Origin of the sequence: Burkholderia sp. LK4, assembly GCF_001043615.1 — a bacterium.
Lineage (GTDB): Bacteria > Pseudomonadota > Gammaproteobacteria > Burkholderiales > Burkholderiaceae > Burkholderia > Burkholderia cepacia.
This window is the reverse complement of sequence record NZ_LDUL01000061.1, coordinates 24514-41447: the sequence shown is the minus strand read 5'-3', so window position 1 is coordinate 41447 and position 16934 is coordinate 24514. Positions and strand designations below refer to the sequence as shown.

The 16934-nt window shown below is 66.7% G+C and carries 11 protein-coding genes; 4 read left to right on the top strand and 7 right to left on the bottom strand.

Going from position 1 to position 16934, the window contains the following annotated elements; genetic code table 11:
• Positions 1 to 87 precede the first annotated feature (87 nt).
• The 7 genes from VK92_RS27910 to VK92_RS27880 form a co-directional block, all read right to left on the bottom strand.
• Entirely contained in the window at positions 88 to 576 is a 489-nt protein-coding gene (locus VK92_RS27910) for a hypothetical protein (protein ID WP_048026034.1), read from the bottom strand.
• Positions 554 to 1825: a poly-beta-1,6-N-acetyl-D-glucosamine synthase gene (gene pgaC / locus VK92_RS27905; RefSeq protein WP_048026035.1), complete on the bottom strand. Its 1272-nt coding sequence runs from the start codon at positions 1823 to 1825 to the stop codon at positions 554 to 556. Before pgaC ends, VK92_RS27910 begins: the two co-directional genes overlap by 23 nt.
• Positions 1822 to 3912, bottom strand: coding sequence for a poly-beta-1,6-N-acetyl-D-glucosamine N-deacetylase PgaB (pgaB, locus tag VK92_RS27900; RefSeq protein WP_048026036.1), 2091 nt, complete (start codon positions 3910 to 3912; stop codon positions 1822 to 1824). The genes pgaC and pgaB overlap by 4 nt, the downstream gene beginning before the upstream one ends.
• A gap of 15 nt (positions 3913 to 3927) precedes the next feature.
• Positions 3928 to 6297 (bottom strand): poly-beta-1,6 N-acetyl-D-glucosamine export porin PgaA, encoded by a 2370-nt coding sequence (gene pgaA, locus VK92_RS27895; RefSeq protein ID WP_063778373.1) that lies wholly within the window; start codon positions 6295 to 6297, stop codon positions 3928 to 3930.
• Positions 6298 to 6402: 105 nt separating this feature from the next.
• Positions 6403 to 7200, bottom strand: coding sequence for a hypothetical protein (locus tag VK92_RS27890; RefSeq protein ID WP_048026037.1), 798 nt, complete (start codon positions 7198 to 7200; stop codon positions 6403 to 6405).
• A 63-nt stretch (positions 7201 to 7263) separates the two neighbouring features.
• Positions 7264 to 7674, bottom strand: a complete 411-nt coding sequence (locus VK92_RS27885) for a hypothetical protein (protein ID WP_021162100.1) — start codon at positions 7672 to 7674, stop codon at positions 7264 to 7266.
• Between the two features lie 734 nt (positions 7675 to 8408).
• The gene (locus tag VK92_RS27880; protein WP_048026038.1) at positions 8409 to 9407 is read right to left on the bottom strand and encodes a LysR substrate-binding domain-containing protein; all 999 of its coding nucleotides are present in this window, start codon (positions 9405 to 9407) and stop codon (positions 8409 to 8411) included.
• Between the two features lie 585 nt (positions 9408 to 9992).
• Between VK92_RS27880 and VK92_RS27875 the strand changes: the two genes are divergently transcribed.
• The 4 genes from VK92_RS27875 to VK92_RS27860 all read left to right on the top strand — a co-directional run bounded on the left by VK92_RS27875 (position 9993) and on the right by VK92_RS27860 (position 16910).
• A complete protein-coding gene (locus tag VK92_RS27875; protein ID WP_021162097.1) occupies positions 9993 to 11408 on the top strand; it encodes a circularly permuted type 2 ATP-grasp protein in 1416 nt (471 codons plus the stop codon).
• Between the two features lie 64 nt (positions 11409 to 11472).
• Positions 11473 to 12414, top strand: a complete 942-nt coding sequence (locus VK92_RS27870) for an alpha-E domain-containing protein (protein ID WP_021162096.1) — start codon at positions 11473 to 11475, stop codon at positions 12412 to 12414.
• 8 nt (positions 12415 to 12422) lie between these two features.
• Complete coding sequence (locus VK92_RS27865) at positions 12423 to 13400, top strand: transglutaminase family protein (RefSeq protein ID WP_021162095.1); 978 nt, start codon at positions 12423 to 12425, stop codon at positions 13398 to 13400.
• A 96-nt stretch (positions 13401 to 13496) separates the two neighbouring features.
• A complete protein-coding gene (locus VK92_RS27860) occupies positions 13497 to 16910 on the top strand; it encodes a transglutaminase family protein (RefSeq protein WP_048026039.1) in 3414 nt (1137 codons plus the stop codon).
• Positions 16911 to 16934: the final 24 nt, after the last annotated feature.

Below are 16934 nucleotides of genomic sequence, written 5' to 3'. Positions count from 1 at the left end.
TGCCGGCACAGCGCGGCAGTGCGGCTTCAGGAGTGGCGCCGCGCGGCACCGATGCGGTCCCGTGCGCGGCGGCGCGGCTCCGCTGACCTACTCGCGGGGCGGCGGCCCCGCGTGGGCGACCCATTCGATGCCTGAAATCGAGCCGTTCGCGTCGTGCGACGCGACGAGAATGCGCGTCGTGCGGCGCGCGCCGCGCCGACGGGCGCCGGCCAGCACGGTCGGCGGCACCGAGCGCACCTTCGCGCTGGCCGAACGCCGCAGCATCTTCGACACGCGCAGCCGGAACGCCAGCGGATGCACGACGCGCCCGGCGATCAGCCACATGACGATGGTGCCCGCGATGATCGCGATGCTGGTCGCGTAGAACACCATCTGTTCGATCGGCATCTCGGCCGGGTTAAACGGCAGCAGGTAGCGATACGTATAGATGCAGATCGACGCCCATACGGCGCCCACCAGCGCGGGCCGCAGGAGCCGGAACCAGACGACCAGCGCGAGCCCGGCGACGCGGCCGCGTTCGGCGAGCATTTCGCGCGGCGTGCGCAGGGAGAGGTCAATAATCGGCGCGTTCTTCATGTTGAATGCCTCGGTCGGGGCTGACCCACACGGCCCGCTTGCCGCGGCCCCGCAGCACGACGGCCGGCAGGGCGACGACGGTAGTGATCATGCTGATCAGCCAGAAAGCAACGGGGTACCAGATGGTGTCCAGGAAGTACATCAGGAGTTTTTCGTCATACTGACGATCGATCATGCTGCCGATGATCAGTTGCAGGATGCAGGTCGCAACCAGCAACATCCCGTGCCAGTGCGGCACGACCGATACGTGCCAGCTCAGCGGCAGCGGATGGACGACGTTCACCAGCGCGAGCAGCAGGATGAACGACATCGAATAGGCCCACGCGATGCCGATCAGGTACTCGGCGAACAGCGGCCACATCATCATCTGCGTCGGCCGGGCGAGCGTGCTCGCGTATTTCAGCAGCACCTGGATGCCGCCTTTCGACCAGCGCAGCCGCTGCCGGTAGAGCCCCATCAGCGTCTCGGGCATCAGGATCCAGCTGAGCGCGTGCGGCTCGTATACGACGCGCCAGTCGCGGCATTGCAGCTTCCAGCTGATGTCGATGTCCTCGGTCAGCATGTCCGAGCTCCAGTAGCCGACGTCGGCGAGCGCGGTCTTGCGGAACATCGTGACGACGCCCGACACCGTGAAGATGCGGCCGTACACCTGCTGCGTGCGCTTGATCAGCCCGACGATCGACGAGAATTCGCCGACCTGCATGCGGCCGAGCAGCGACGTGCGTGTGCGGATGCGCGGGTTGCCGGTCACGGCGCCGACGCCCGGGTCGGTCAGGAAGTGCTCGAGCATCCAGCCGATCGCATCGTGCGCGAGCAGCGAATCGCCGTCGATGCACAGCAGGTATTCCGCGTTCGACACCGCGGCCGCGGTCGTGAGCCCGACCGCCTTGCCTTCGTTGCGCGCGTGATGGATCACGAGCAGCCGCGGGATCTCGACGGCCAGTTCGTTGAGAATCTCGCCGGTGCGATCCCGGCTGCCGTCGTTGACCGCGATGATGTCGTAGTTCGGATACTGCATCCCGTCCAGGTGTTGGATCACGCTGCGCGCGTTCGCGGCTTCGTTGAAGCAGGGCACGACGATCGAGATCTTCGGGATGCCGCTCGCCGCGATCGTGCGCGTCGACAGCACGCGCCCTTCCTCGAGCAGGAAGTAATGGACGACACCGCCGATCATCCACAGATACGACATGAAGAACGGGTAGTAGAAGACGAAATCCTGCAGGCGCTGGATGATGCTGTGGCTGGTCATGGCGTCTTCGTCCCCTGTGTCTTCTGCATCTGCATCAGCGCGTTGATCGAGGTCGGATCGAGGCGCGACTTCAGCGACATCACGTCGCGCATCGTGTCGAGATCCGGCTGGTTGTTCAGGAAGTTGTCCGGGTAGTAGCCGAAGTTCACCGCGCCCTTGCTGCGCAGGCGCCGCATCTGCGCGAGCAGCGCGGTGCCGCCGATGTCCTTGCGCGCGTGCCAGTCGTACGACTGCAGCTCGAACACGGTGCGCCTGGTGCCGAGCTGTTTCGCGCGGACGGCGTCGACGAGCTGGTCCATCCAGCGTTCGGGGTCCTGCGCCTGTTCCATGTACGGCATCGCCATCAGCGCGACGAAGTCGTAGGTGGCGAGGAAATCGTCGTAGTTCTGCGCGAACCACGCTTCCGATTCCGGCTTCAGCACCGGCAGCGCGAAGATGTTGCGCGCCGTCAGCACGTCGCCTGCGTTCTGGTTCGCGAGCACGATCTGTTCGAGCTGGCGCGTCAGGTCGATCAGGTAGCGGCTCTTCTGCCGCGTCCAGCGCTTCATCAGGTCGGGTGTCGCGCGGATCTTGCCGATGTCGGCCGGCAGGCCCCATTGCGCGTACGTGCTCAGCGCGTGCCGGCCGGCGTCTTCGTAATCGTCGAGCACGGCGTCGTCGCTGAACAGGATGCCGCTGAACGACGCGTACTTGCCGAGATCCTCGTAGATCTGCTCGATGAACAGCCGCGCTTCGGGGTCGAACGGGCTCAGGCGGTACACGCGCGAGCCGTTCTCGCGCGCCGGCGCGCCGCCGTATGCGCTGACGGCCTCGAGGCCGCGATGCTGGTCCGCCCGCGGCCGGAACGCGAGCACCGGCATCCACGCATACACCTGCACGTTCGAGCGCGTGCTGAGCTGCCAGGCGGCGCGCGAGAACAGGTCGCCGCGCATCGGCAGGTGCCGGTTCGGGAAATACAGCGATTCCGCGACACCCGTGCCCTTCGGGTCGGCGAATGCCTGCAGGTACACCGATTTCGGCTGCATCCGGTAGATGCGCTCGATCAGCTTGCCGAGATTCGCTTCCTGGCGCGCCGGATCGGGATCGTAGACCTGGTCGAGATCGACCTGCACGACGCGCTCGGGAATGTCGACGTCGCCGCGGTTGGAGGCCGGCTCGCGCATCGACCGCTCGAACCCGCCGATGTCGACGTCGTACATCATCAGGATCCGCCGCAACCGGTCGAGCGGCACGTCCGGCGTATTCGGGCCGGCGTCGAGGCTGAACTGGATGTCCATGCCGAGCGACGTCGAGATCTTGCGCACGGGCTGGTTTTCCGCGCCGTATGGCCAGACCATCGAGCGTGCGACGATGCCGGTGCGTTCGCGGATCTGCCGCACGCACGTCTGCAGGTCGTCGTGCACGCGCGCTTCGAATTCGGCGTCGGTTTCATAGCGTTTCTGGTCCTGCAGGTAAAGGTGCGACGTGGTCGCCGGCAGTTCGTTGCCCTGCGGATTCGCGACCGCGCCGTGATGAAGGTTGTGGGTGTGGCAGCCGAGCTCGACGAATTCCGACTGGCCGACCTTCTTCACCTGGTCCCACGTCATGAAGTAGTCGCGCGGCATCTGGATCTTGTCGCTGATCTTGATCGGCGTATCCAGCGGCGCGTCGATCCAGGCGGTGACGATGCCCATCACGGCCGGATACTTGAAGCGCTCGAGCAGCGGCAGGACTTTCGTGTAGTGGCTGCTGTAGCCGTCGTCGAACGTGAGCAACACCGCGCGCGGCGGCAGCGGCTTGCCGCCGTGCCGCGACGCTTCGATCTGCTTGACCGTGATGGTGTGATAGTTGTTGGTCTGCAGCCACGAGAAGATGGCCGTCAGCGTGCCGGTGTCGACCGCGAACGGATCGACCATCGTCGACGACGAGAACGTCGCGAGCAGGTTGTCGCGCACGTCATGCAGGCAGATCACGCGGAACGTCTTGCCGTCGACCGGATCGGACGGCGGCAGCAGGTCGATCATCTTGGCATTGGTCACGCTCGGGAACAACGAACAGGCCGCAAACGTACCGAGGCATCCGCACATGAAGGTCCGTCTGGATTGCATTGTGCGATCTCCTTGCTAGAACGGCAGGTTGACCGACAGGAAGCCGGTTTCGGAGCGCTCGCGCTGGCCGTCGTACGCATGACTGCTGATTTCGACGCCGTAGGTCAGCGTGATGTCGTGCTTGAACGTCCACGCGTGCTCGAGGCGCGCGGTCCACAGCGGGCTCGTGCCGAAGCCGCGCTCGTTGTACACACCGCCTGACGCCGACAGGCGCTGCTGCAGCGACATGTCGCCCTTCTTCCACAGCGTCAGCTGGTGCATGACGGTCGCCGCGGCCGCATAGTCGCGGCCCGGGTTGAAGTAGGGGGCGTCCTGGCGCGTGTTGCTGTCGGTGCCGAGGTCCAGCGACACGTTGACGAGCTGGTTCGCGGACGTGTACACGCGCTGCGTGCCCGTCGCGGAAATCTCCTGGTGCAGGTTCGAATCGCTGTAGCGGCTCACGCCGTAGCTCAGCTTGACTTCGCGGCGGTCGCTCTGCCGATACACGATCGAGACGTTCGCGGAGCGGCCCCAGATGTGCGCCGCATACGCCTTCCACGGCAGCGAGTTGTCGTTGGTGTCGAGCCCGGCGCCGACCGTCCAGTAGTCGTTCAGCGCGTACGCGATCGACCCGCGGCCGCCGGTTCGGCCGTCCGAGCCGAACGAGCGCGTGACTTCGCCCAGCACGGTGAGCGGCCCGTGCCGGTAGTCGCCGCCGACGCCCGTGCGCGTGCGGCTGACGCTGCCGCCGTCGGTCTGGGCATGGCCGAAGAACGTATGCGAGAAGGCACGCCAGTTGTCGCCGAACGGTTGGGAATACACATAGCTGTCCGACGTGAAGCTGTTGTCGGCCAGTGCGCTGTTGCCGTGCTCGAAGCTCAGGTCGGTCGTGAACACGGGGCTGCGGTACGCCTTGTAGTCGCGCTTGAACCCGCGCACGGCGCCGCTGTCCGGGAACGTGTTGCCCAGGGTCTGGTCGACGTTCCTCGCGCTCGCGTAATCGTCCGCCGTAAGCGATGCGCGGCCGAGCCCCGCGAGCATCTCGACGCTGTCCGGGTGGTCGGTCAGCGACGCGCGATACATCGCGATCGCCTGGCGCGGATGCGACTGGCCCGAGACGGCGTCGGCATGCGCGGCGCGGACTTCCGCGTTGAACGGCACTTCCTTCTCGAGCTTTTCCAGCGAGGCGATCCCTTCGTCCACCCGGCCCGTATAGATCAGGTATTGCGCGCGCAGCCGGTAGTAGCGCAGGTAGTCGTCGTTTTCCGGCCCCCAGGTGCGCACGTCCTTGGCCGGCGGCAGCGATTTGCCCATGTCCTCGAGCACCTGGTTCGCATCGGCCGCGCGTCCCTGGTCGACGTACGACCAGAACAGCCCCTCGCGCAATTCGATCGGGCGCGTGCGAGCGCCGTACTGGAAGCCGCGCGTCGCGATGTCGGCCTGCGGCGCGGTCGCCTGCTTCAGCGCGCGCTGGTATACCGCGTTGGCCTTGCCCGGTTCGCTCAGGTACAGGTACGCGTCGCCGACGGCCGCCAGTGCGTCGATCGAGATCTCCGCGTCCGGCGGAATCGTCTCGAACGTCGCGACGGCCTGCTTCATATCCCCGCGTGCCGCCAGCGCTACCGTCCGGTCGCCGGCGAGCGCCGTCCTGACCGGCGAATACTCGGGCGTGGACGGCATCCGCTTGTCGAGGTCGTTCGCGGCGGCGAGCGCGCTGTCGATCCCGTCGAAGCGGTCGGGGCTCGTCATCGAGCGCGACTTGTCGCGTCCGCCGCGCACCTGCTGGCGGATCGACAGTTCCTCGAGCCGTGCGAGATCGACCGCGGAGAACACGTCGGGGCGCGCTTTCGCTTCCTCCAGCGCCTTGACCGCGCCGCCGCTCGACGCGAGACCGAACACGTCGTTGCGGACCGTGGCCGGATCGGCGGTGCGGAGGTCGGGTATCTGCGCGTTCGGCGCCTGGGCTTCGGGTACCTGGGAGGCGGGCGGCTGCGCGCCGGGGGTCTGTGCATTCGGCGCCGGCATGCCCGGTGTCGACGGGCTCGACGTCGGCGCCCCCGGCGTTTGCGGACCGGGCGGCTGGCCGGACTGTGGATCGGACTGTGAAGCGGCGGGCGTTGACGCGTCGGGCATCTGCGCACTCGATGCCTGCGCGATCAGCGTCCGCGCATTCGGCGGTTGCGCATCCGGCGCGGGCGAACCCTGTACCGACGCGTCGGGCGGCCCCCGATCCGGTGCGCCGGCAGACCCGGCGATTTCACTGATGCGGCCGCCCGACTCGGTATCGCCTTCGGCGGAGAAGCAGGGGCCGGACGCGACGAGCAGCAATACCAGTGGCGCATGCAGGAGGATCCGCCGGTTGGACGGAGCGACGGCCGTGCAGGATTGTTGATGATTGTTGGCCACGAGGTGTCCTCCTTTCGAAACGATCACATCGGTGACACGCGTGACGACGCACGTCGTCGCGTGTCGCGCGGCCGGGCTGCGAGTTCCCGGCAATGCGGCGCCGGCTCACAGCCGGTTGCGGATCGCCTGGCCGAGCAACGCACGCGATTCGCTGTTCGTCGGGTCGATCGCGAGCGCGCGGCTCGCGTTTTGCTCGACACAGTTCCATTCGTCGATCACCGCACACGAGCGCGCCTTCGCCAGCGCACGCGCGCTTTCCAGTTCCGCGTGCGTGACGCTCGCCGTCTGCATGCGCGTGGCGTCGGTGCGGTACGTCCGGGGTTTGGGCGCGAAGTCCATCCGCTTGTCCGTGCCTGCCAGCGTGTCCGCATGCGGCGGCCGATGCGTGGCGCCGTGCCGCGTGGCGGCGCGACCGGAGGCGGTTGCCTGCTGCGTATCGGCCGCGAGTGCCACCGGTGGCGCATGCGACGGCCGCCGGTGCGTCGCGACGGCGCGGGAAGCGGGGTGCGGCGCGGGTTCCGGTGCGACCGTGAGCGTGACGGGCGGCACGGTCGATACCTCGGGTGCTGCCGACGCCGACGCGGCCTGCCAAGGCGGCGCGGGCGGTGTGGCCTGCGCGCGTGTCGACGCCGGCACGGGCGCGACGGATGTGCCGGACGACGCGCTCGCGCGGGAGGCCAGGGTCACGATCGCGTTGCGATACTTTTCGACCGCGGTTCCGATTGCGCCGGAGATGTCGTGCGCCACGCTCGGGTGGCCGACTGTCGTGTCTCGCTCGGCATACGCGAAGAGGCCGAAGATCGTGGCAAACGCGACGAAGCTGAGTGCTGCATTCTTTCCCGGGCCCCAGGAGGGTTTCGGCTGGGGGGCGGGCGAGCGGTCCGGTCGTTCGGCAGGAGGCATGCAATGCTCCTCGATTCGATGCGCGGCGGTGAATGGCGTGATCGGGGCGGGGTCAGGCGGGACTTACCATCGCAACTGCGTGGTGAGTGCGCCCGTTTCCACGATCGCGAACTGGGTGGCTCCCTGGTACGTTCCCTCCACCCGGTAACTTGCGTCGGGCACGCTGAACAGGCAGCGCGACCCGGACGCGTTGAACTCGACGAGCACGCGTCCATGGCGGCGCAGCCGCACCTGCACATTGGCAAGCGGCTGCCCGGTGCTGGCCGAAGCAAACGACACGCCCAGGTTGTACGGCCGGCCGTCGGGAGGCAGCGGCGCCGTGCCGTCGATCCGCGCGTCGCCGCAGATATACGAGATCACGTAGCGCCCGTCGCCCGGCCCCGACGCAGGCGTCTGGGCCGTTGCATTCATGCAGAGCGCGGAGAGGGCGGCGCTCAGGAAAGGGCGAGCGTGCTGTCGAATCGAGGAAGGCATTGCAACCTCCGTTCCGGAATCAATGACGAGTATTTATTCCGAGTCAAATCTGCCAGCGTTCTTTTTGCGACACGCTATTGATACACGATGGATTGCGAACCAACAATCGCGTGTGGCCCGAATGGGACGGCGGTGAAATATCCTATTTACATAGGATAAGGACGGATTTGTTTGACTCTCTTAATACTGAAGAAAGTCGATATTGCCGAATATGAATATTGCTATTCGGTAGCGATGATCCCGCACGCATTGAATCACGTCTGTCGTATCGACATTCGTGCCGAAAAATAACGACTGATAAAAGAAATGTTTGCGGCTGTGTGTGCGGCGGATCGATGTCGGTTCGGGTACAGGTCGAGCGAAATGAAAAGGGCGGCGTGACGTTGTTAGTATTTTAGAGTGTTGCGGGTGAATCGAAACTTTTAATTTGTTCTGTAACAGGGTGTTTCTGTTCTGATAATCAGATGGAATATTCCGGTGCATCGTGCCGGATGTAAAATAATCAAGTCATGAAATGCAAACGTTTGCGATTCCACTGATAACGATTACCGGTCTGTCGCGTTATTTTTCGGATTGCGACGGGATCGCTATTTGCTGCCGGAAAAGCGGGTCGCGTTCGCCGGGAAGCGGCGCGGATGCATGCGCACACCGCATGGCTGAAATTTGCCCTCGCGTTCGCGTCGTCGCCGGACACGACGCGAGCGCTAACGCAATCAAGATCACAATCGCGAAGATCAGCGGCTGGCGCCCGCGCTGCGCCGCGCGATGCGCATCGCCGGCGCGGATGCCTGTTCGTCCGCGCCGACGGCACCTTCGACCGCCGCGCGCGGCCGGTTCATGATGTACGTCCACAGTTGCTCGGCCGCGAGCCCGCGCTTGCGGGCCGACCGATACAGGCGGATCTCGAGTTCGGTGATCCAGTCGCCGGAACCCGCGCATACGAGCGTGCCTTCCGCGAGCTCCTTCGCAACACAGCTTTCCGGCAGCCAGCCGATCCCGTGCCCGGCCACGACCATGCCCTTCAACGCTTCGGACATGTGCGTCTCGAAGCACCGGTGCACCACGTACGGCTCGGTTGCGTTCAGCAGCAGCATCTCGACGATGTTGCCGAGGAACGCGCCCGACGAATACGCGAGCAGCGGCAGCGGTGCGTCGGGTGTGCCCGGCAGCTGGAACACGGGCTTGCCGCGCGCATCGGGCGTCGATACGGGCAGGATCCGTTCGACGCCGAGGCTGACGAACGGGAAGTGGTTCGGGTCGAGCACGATCGGCAACTGCGGATGGTGATAGCCGAGCAGCAGGTCGCATTCACCTTCGACGAGCTGCTGCACGCCTTCCGGCACGTTCACCGCGTTCACGCGCGCGGTCACGTGGCCGACCTCGCCGTTGAGCTGCTTGAGCCATTCGGGGAACAGCGTGAAGACGAGCGTATGGGCGACCGCGAAACGCACGACCTGATCGCTGGCCGCGAACTGGTCGTAGCCGTTCACGAGATTGCGCGCCGCATACATGCTGCGCAGGATGTCCGCGGCGAGCCCGCGGAACATCTGGCCGGCCGGCGTCAGCGTGATCGGGTTGATGCTCCGGTCGACCAGCTTCGCGTCCATCCAGGTTTCGAGTGCGGCAATTCGTCTGCTGAATGCCGACTGCGTGAGGTGCCGGTGACGTGCGGCCCGGGAAAAACTCTTGGTATCCGCAAGGCTCAGGAAATCTTCCAGCCACTTTGCTTCCATTTCGATCTTCGCTTTTTATAGTCGGGCGCCTGAAGGGCGGCACCCCGTGCTGCACCAATTTTCTAGCGTACCGCGCCTCGCGTGGGTCGGCCCGATGTTTTTTTTCGATCGGTGTCAGTCGAAATATGCATGGGCGTTGTCGGCGGGATTACGGCTGCATAGCGTTGAGGTGCCGGATCCGGCTAACCGGACAGTTCACAGCATCGAACTGCCGGCGCGCCGCAGACGGTACTTCCCCCAGGGCCGGTTGCGCCGTGTGCGTGCCGGCCCGCCTCCATTGTGGCGGCCCGGTGCCGGGTCGCGCCGTTTTTTGTGCAGTGCAGATTGCACATTCGTGACACGCGGGGGAACTATGTTCGGAAGTCGCGGCGCAGCATCGGCCGTGCGCGCCTGCGACGCACCGTCGTCGCACGTCGCGCCGGGCGCTGCACCACCGTGGTGCGCAATGTCGGCCGGGCGTGCCTGGCACGGCGCAAAAAGGGGGGATTATCGAGGGAGCCCGCAAGGCACGTTCCTTGCAACGCAGTCGTTACGCCGGTCCGGCATGCGCAATGCCGGGGAAACGATCGATGGAGAAAAAGATCGATGAAGCCATTCGATGAAATGCTGCAATCCGGCGACATGGTAAGGGCGCCTTACGCGCGCCTGAAGCAGTGGCTCGACACGCAGAACCCCGCGAGCCTCGCCCAGAAAGCCCACGACGCGGAAGGCGTGTTCCGCAAGACGGGCATCACGTTCGCCGTCTACGGCGACGCGGAGGCCGCCGAGCGGCTGATTCCGTTCGACATCGTCCCGCGCATCATCTCGGGCACGGAATGGAGCCGGCTGTCGCTCGGCATCGAGCAGCGCGTGATGGCGCTCAACGCCTTCCTCGACGACATCTACCATCGTCAGGAAATCGTACGCGCCGGCATCGTGCCGAAGCACCTGATCGCGCACAACGAAGCGTTCATCCCGGAGATGATCGACTTCCGGCCGCCCGGCAACGTTTACACGCACATCATCGGCGTCGACATCGTGCGCACCGGCGAAAACGAGTTCTACGTGCTGGAAGACAACGCGCGCACGCCGTCCGGCGTGTCGTACATGCTGGAAAACCGCGAGACGATGATGCAGCTCTTCCCGGAGCTGTTCCAGCAGGTGAAGGTGCGCCCGGTCGAAACCTATCCGCAGATGCTGCGCCAGTCGCTCGCGGCCGTATGCCCGCCGGGCGGCAACGCCGACAACCCGACCGTCGCCGTGCTCACGCCGGGTATCCACAACTCCGCGTACTACGAACATTCGTTCCTCGCCGACCAGATGGGCGTGCATCTCGTCGAAGGCAGCGACCTGCAGGTGATCGACGGCCGCGTCGCGATGCGCACGACCGAAGGTTTCCAGCCGATCGACGTGCTGTATCGCCGCGTCGACGACGCGTTCCTCGATCCGCTCACGTTCCGCCCCGATTCGGTGCTCGGCGTCGCGGGGATCATGGACGTCTACCGCGCGGGCAACATCACGATCGCGAACGCGCCCGGCACGGGCATCGCCGACGACAAGGCGATCTACTCGTACATGCCGGAGATTGTCGAGTTCTACACGGGCCGCAAGGCGCTGCTGGAGAACGTGCCGACCTGGCGCTGCGGCGAGGCCGACAGCCTGAAGTACGTGCTCGACCATCTCGACGAACTGGTCGTGAAGGAAGTGCACGGCTCGGGCGGCTACGGGATGCTGGTCGGGCCGGCCGCGTCGAAAGCGGAGATCGAGGCCTTCGCCGCGAAGCTGCGCGCGCGCCCCGCGAACTACATCGCGCAACCGACGCTCGCGCTGTCCACGACGCCGATCCTGACCGACGCCGGCCTTGCGCCGCGCCACGTCGACCTGCGGCCGTTCGTGCTGGTGTCGGACCGGATCCGCATCACCCCGGGCGGGCTCACGCGGGTCGCGCTGAAGGAGGGATCGCTCGTCGTCAACTCGAGCCAGGGCGGCGGCACCAAGGACACCTGGGTGCTGGCCGACTGAGCCGGATGCTACCGCGCGCGCCGGAGCCGGCGCGCGAACCGAACGAAGACGGAGTGGACACGAGATGCTTCTGGGACGTACTGCAAGCGGTCTCTACTGGATGTACCGCTATATCGAGCGCGCGGAGAACATCGCGCGCATCGTCGATGCCGGGTTGCGGATGGCGCTCACGCGCACGTCCGACGCGCCGGCCGAATGGTCGTCGGTGCTCGTCAGCTCGGGCACGGATGAAGGTTACCGGCAGAAATACGACGCGTATGCGGCCGATACCGTGACCGACTACCTGTTGCGCGACCGCGACAACCCGTCGAGCGTGCTGTCGTGCATCGAGGCGGCGCGCTCGAATGCGCGGATGGTGCGCACGGCGCTTACGCGCGAGGCGTGGGAGAGCGTGAACGGCGCTTGGCTCGCGCTGCGCCGCGCGCTCGCGCAGCCGGTGCCGGAAAGCGAGCTGCCGGCCGTGCTCGACCAGGTGAAGCGCGAAACCGCGCTGATCCTCGGCAGCTTCTACAGCACGATGCTGCGCAACGAGATCTTCGATTTCGCGCAGATCGGCGCGTTCGTCGAGCGCGCCGACAACACCGCGCGCATCATCGACGTGAAATACCACCTGTTGCTGCCGTCGGTGTCGCACGTCGGCACGATCCTCGACAACTACCAGTGGGAGACGATCCTGCGCTGCGTCGCCGCGCACCGTTCGTACCGCTGGGTGTACGACGTGCAGTACAAGCCGATGAACATCGCCGACTACCTGATCCTGAACGGCCGCATGCCGCGTTCGCTGCGCTATTGCTACGGGCGCGTCGTGTCGAGCCTGAACCTGCTCGCAAAGGATTACGGCGTGACACACCCGTGTCACGACACGGCCACGAAGATCCTGCAGATGCTGTCCGATACGTCGGTCGAGCGGATCTTCAAGAGCGGCCTGCACGAATTCCTGACCGACTTCATCGGCCGCAACAACAGCCTCGGGATCGAAATCGCCCAGGCTTACAACTTCGACTGAGACTTGCCATGCGACTCGCCATTCGACACATCTCGCGTTATCAGTTCGACGATCAAGCCACCCATGCGCTGCAACGGCTGCGGCTGCGCCCGCAATCGGGCCCCGGGCAGACGGTGCGCGCGTGGCAGGTCACGATCGACGGCGTCGAGCCGTCGCTGTCCTATGCCGACGGGCTCGGCAACCGCATCGACCTCGTGCGGCACGAGCGCGGCGCGAAGGCCGAGATCGTCGTCGTCGCGGCCGGCGTCGTCGAGACGCAGGACCGCGCCGGCATTCTCGGCAATCCTGAAGGCTATGCGCCGCCGTGGATCTTCGAACGCGAGACCGCGCTCACGAAGGCCGGCGACTCCGTGCGCGAGCTCACGGAAGCGCTGCCCATCGACCCGCGCGGCCTCGACGCATTGCACTGGCTGATGACGGAAGTGCATGACCGCATCGCGTATGCGCCGAACCTGGCCGCCGACGCGCCCGTCGACGCGGAAACCGCGCTGCAAAGCGGCGAGGGCACGAGCCGCGATCATGCGCATGCGTTCATCGCGGCCGCGCGCGTACTGAAGATTCCCGCCCGCTATATCTCTGGCTACGTGCTGGCGGACAGCGCGATGCAGCGCATCGCCGACGCGAAGCAGAACCTGGGTGACGACGAGGCGGAAGAAGCGCTCGCGCTGCAGAGCGGCGAGGGCATGCAGCAGGTGCTCGGCGCGTCGCACGCCGCGCAATCGCAGGGGCTGCCGCAGCCGTCGCTCGGTGCGCAGCCGCAAGCGACCGGGCTGATGCAGCAGCCGGCCGGCCATGCGTGGGCCGAGGCCTATGTCGAAGGGCTCGGCTGGGTCGGGTTCGATCCGTTCATGAACCGCTGCCCGGACGAGCGCTACGTGCGCATCGCGGTCGGCCTCGACTATCGCGACGCGCAGCCGGTGACGGGGCTCGGCGCGACGGCCGTCGGCGTCGAGATCAGCGTCGTGCAGACACCCGAGCTCGTCTGACCCGACGCGCGCTTTCGCCGAATCCGCCAGGCCGGGCCGCCGCGTCGCGTTGAACGCGACCCGGCGCGCGGCCGGCCCAACCCGAACCGAGCTCCCATGTCCATCCACGTCGCGCTGCATCACACCACCCGCTATCGCTACGACCGGCTCGTCAACCTCGGCCCGCAGGTCGTGCGGCTGCGGCCCGCGCCGCACTGCCGGACGCCGATCCTCGCGTATTCGATGACGGTCGAGCCCGCGCAGCACTTCATCAACTGGCAGCAGGACCCGTTCTCGAACTATCTCGCGCGGCTCGTGTTTCCGGAGCGCACCGAGCACTTCGAGATCACGATCGATCTCGTCGCCGAGATGTCGGTGTACAACCCGTTCGACTTCTTTCTGGAGGCGAGCGCGGAGCAATACCCGTTCAGCTATGACGACGCGCTGAAGACCGAACTCGCACCGTATCTCGCGTGCGACCCGCAGACGAGCGCGGCGCCGCTGTTCCGCGCGTACGTCGAAGGCGTCGATCGCACGCCGGCCGGCACCGTGAACTTCCTCGTCGCGCTGAACCAGCAACTGCAGCGCGACATCGGTTATCTCGTGCGGATGGAGCCGGGCGTGCAGACGCCCGAGCAGACGCTCGAGCTGGCGTCCGGCTCGTGCCGCGACAGCGCATGGCTGCTCGTGCAGCTGTGCCGCCATCTCGGCATCGCCGCGCGTTTCGTGTCCGGCTACCTGATCCAGCTCACGCCCGACGTGAAGTCGCTCGACGGCCCGAGCGGCACGTCGGTCGACTTCACCGACCTCCATGCATGGTGCGAGGTGTACCTGCCGGGCGCCGGCTGGATCGGCTTCGACCCGACCTCGGGCCTGCTCGCGGGCGAGGGCCACATTCCGCTGGCCTGCACGCCGCAGCCGACGAGCGCCGCGCCGGTCGAGGGGCTGATCGACGAGTGCGAGGTGTCGTTCGAGCACGAGATGACCGTGACGCGCGTGTACGAATCGCCGCGCGTGACGAAGCCGTATACGGATTCGCAATGGGACGCCGTGCTGGCGCTCGGCTCGCAGGTCGACGGCGCACTTGCGGCCGGCGACGTGCGGCTCACGCAGGGCGGCGAGCCGACCTTCGTGTCGATCGACGATCGCGACGGTGCTGAATGGAACACCGACGCGCTCGGCCCGACCAAGCGTGGTTACGCGACCGAACTCGTGCAGCGGCTGCGCGCCGAGTACGGCGACGGCGGCTTCCTGCATTTCGGGCAGGGCAAGTGGTATCCGGGCGAGCAGTTGCCGCGCTGGGCGCTGTCGATCTTCTGGCGTGCCGACGGCCAGCCCGTGTGGCACGACCCGTCGCTGTTCGCCGACGAGCGCGAGCCGTCCGCGTATACGACCGACGACGCGAAGCGCTTCATCGATGCGCTCGCCGCGCGGCTGAACCTGACCGGCGAATTCATCCGGCCCGGCTACGAGGACGTGTGGTACTACCTGTGGCGCGAGCGCCGGCTGCCGGTCAACGTCGACCCGTTCGACTCGCGCCTCGACGACGAGCTCGAACGCGCGCGGCTGCGCAAGGTGTTCGAGCAGCAGCTCGACAGCGTGGTCGGCTACGTGCTGCCGGTCAAGCGCGTGGACACGGCGCCGGGCCTCGACGGGCCGCGCTGGCAGACGGGGCCGTGGTTCTTCCGCGACGAGCGGATGTACCTCGTGCCCGGCGATTCGCCGATGGGTTATCGGCTGCCGCTCGATTCGCTGCCGTGGGCCAGCCGCGCCGACTATCCGTATCTCGTCGAGCGCGATCCGTTCGCGCCGCGCGACGCGCTGCCGGAAGCCGCCGCGATCCGCGCGCGCTACGCGGGGCCCGCCGATGCGCCGCGCTACCTGTCCGGCGTGCATCGCGAGGCGTCCGCGCAGACCGTGATGCAGTGGCGCGACGACGGCGCGGCCGGGAACGGTCGGCCTGCCGCGCGCGACCCGGGTCGCGTTCCCGAGCGCTTCGAATCGGCCGCATGGATCACGCGTACCGCGCTGTGCGTCGAAGTGCGCAACGGCATCCTGTACCTGTTCATGCCGCCGCTTGCCGCGCTCGAGGATTATCTCGACCTGCTCGGCGCGATCGAGCTGACCGCGCACGCGCTGGGCGTGAAGCTCGTGCTCGAAGGCTATCCGCCGCCGCGCGACGCGCGGCTGAAGCTGCTGCAGGTCACGCCCGATCCCGGCGTGATCGAGGTGAACATCCATCCGGCCGCCAACTTCGACGAGCTCGTCGACCACACCGAATTCCTGTACGCCGCCGCGTGGCAGTCGCGGCTGTGCAGCGAGAAATTCATGGTCGACGGCCGCCACGTCGGCACCGGCGGTGGCAACCACTTCGTGCTCGGCGGCGCGACGCCGGCCGACAGCCCGTTCCTGCGTCGCCCGGACCTGCTCGCGAGCCTGATCGCGTACTGGCACAACCATCCGTCGCTGTCCTACCTGTTCTCGGGGCTGTTCATCGGGCCGACCAGCCAGGCGCCGCGCGTCGACGAGGCGCGCAACGACCAGCTCTACGAACTCGACATCGCGTTCGCCGAGATCCAGCGCAACAAGCTGCTGTTCGGGCAGGACATGCCGCCTTGGCTGGTCGACCGCGTGCTGCGCAACCTGCTGATCGACGTGACGGGCAACACGCACCGCAGCGAATTCTGCATCGACAAGCTGTATTCGCCCGACTCGTCGACCGGCCGGCTCGGCCTGCTCGAACTGCGTGCGTTCGAGATGCCGCCGCATGCGCGGATGAGCATCGTGCAGCAATTGCTGCTGCGCGCGCTGGTCGCGCGTTTCTGGGCCGCGCCGTACACGACGCCGCTCACGCGCTGGGGCACCGCGCTGCATGACCGCTTCATGCTGCCCGAGTTTCTTCAGATGGATTTCGACGACGTGCTGGCCGAACTGCGCGACGCCGGTTTCGCATTCGATCCGGCGTGGTTCGCGCCGCACTTCGAATTCCGCTTCCCGCTGTTCGGCCAGATCGCGGTGAACGGCATGCAGCTGTCTCTGCGCGGCGCGCTGGAACCGTGGCACGTGATGGGCGAGGAGGGTGCGCCCGGCGGCACGGTGCGCTACGTCGATTCGTCGGTCGAACGGCTCGAAGTGCGCGTGACGGGGCTGAACGACAACCGCCACGTCGTGACCGTCAACGGCCGCGCGTTGCCGCTGCAGCCGACCGGCACCGTCGGCGAATACGTCGCGGGGGTGCGCTACAAGGCGTGGTCGCCGCCGTCCGCGCTGCATCCGACCATCGGCGTGCACGCGCCGCTCACGTTCGACATCGTCGATACGTGGCTGCAGCGCTCGCTCGGCGGCTGCCGCTACCACGTCGCGCATCCGGGCGGACGCAACTACGCGACGTTCCCGGTCAATGCCTACGAAGCGGAGAGCCGCCGGCTCGCACGCTTCGTCGAGATGGGGCATACGCCGGGGCGGATGGAGGTTGCGCCCGCCGCGCCGAGCCGCGAGTTCCCGTTCACGCTCGATTTGCGGCGGCCGTGACCGGACGATGACGAGGCGGACGAC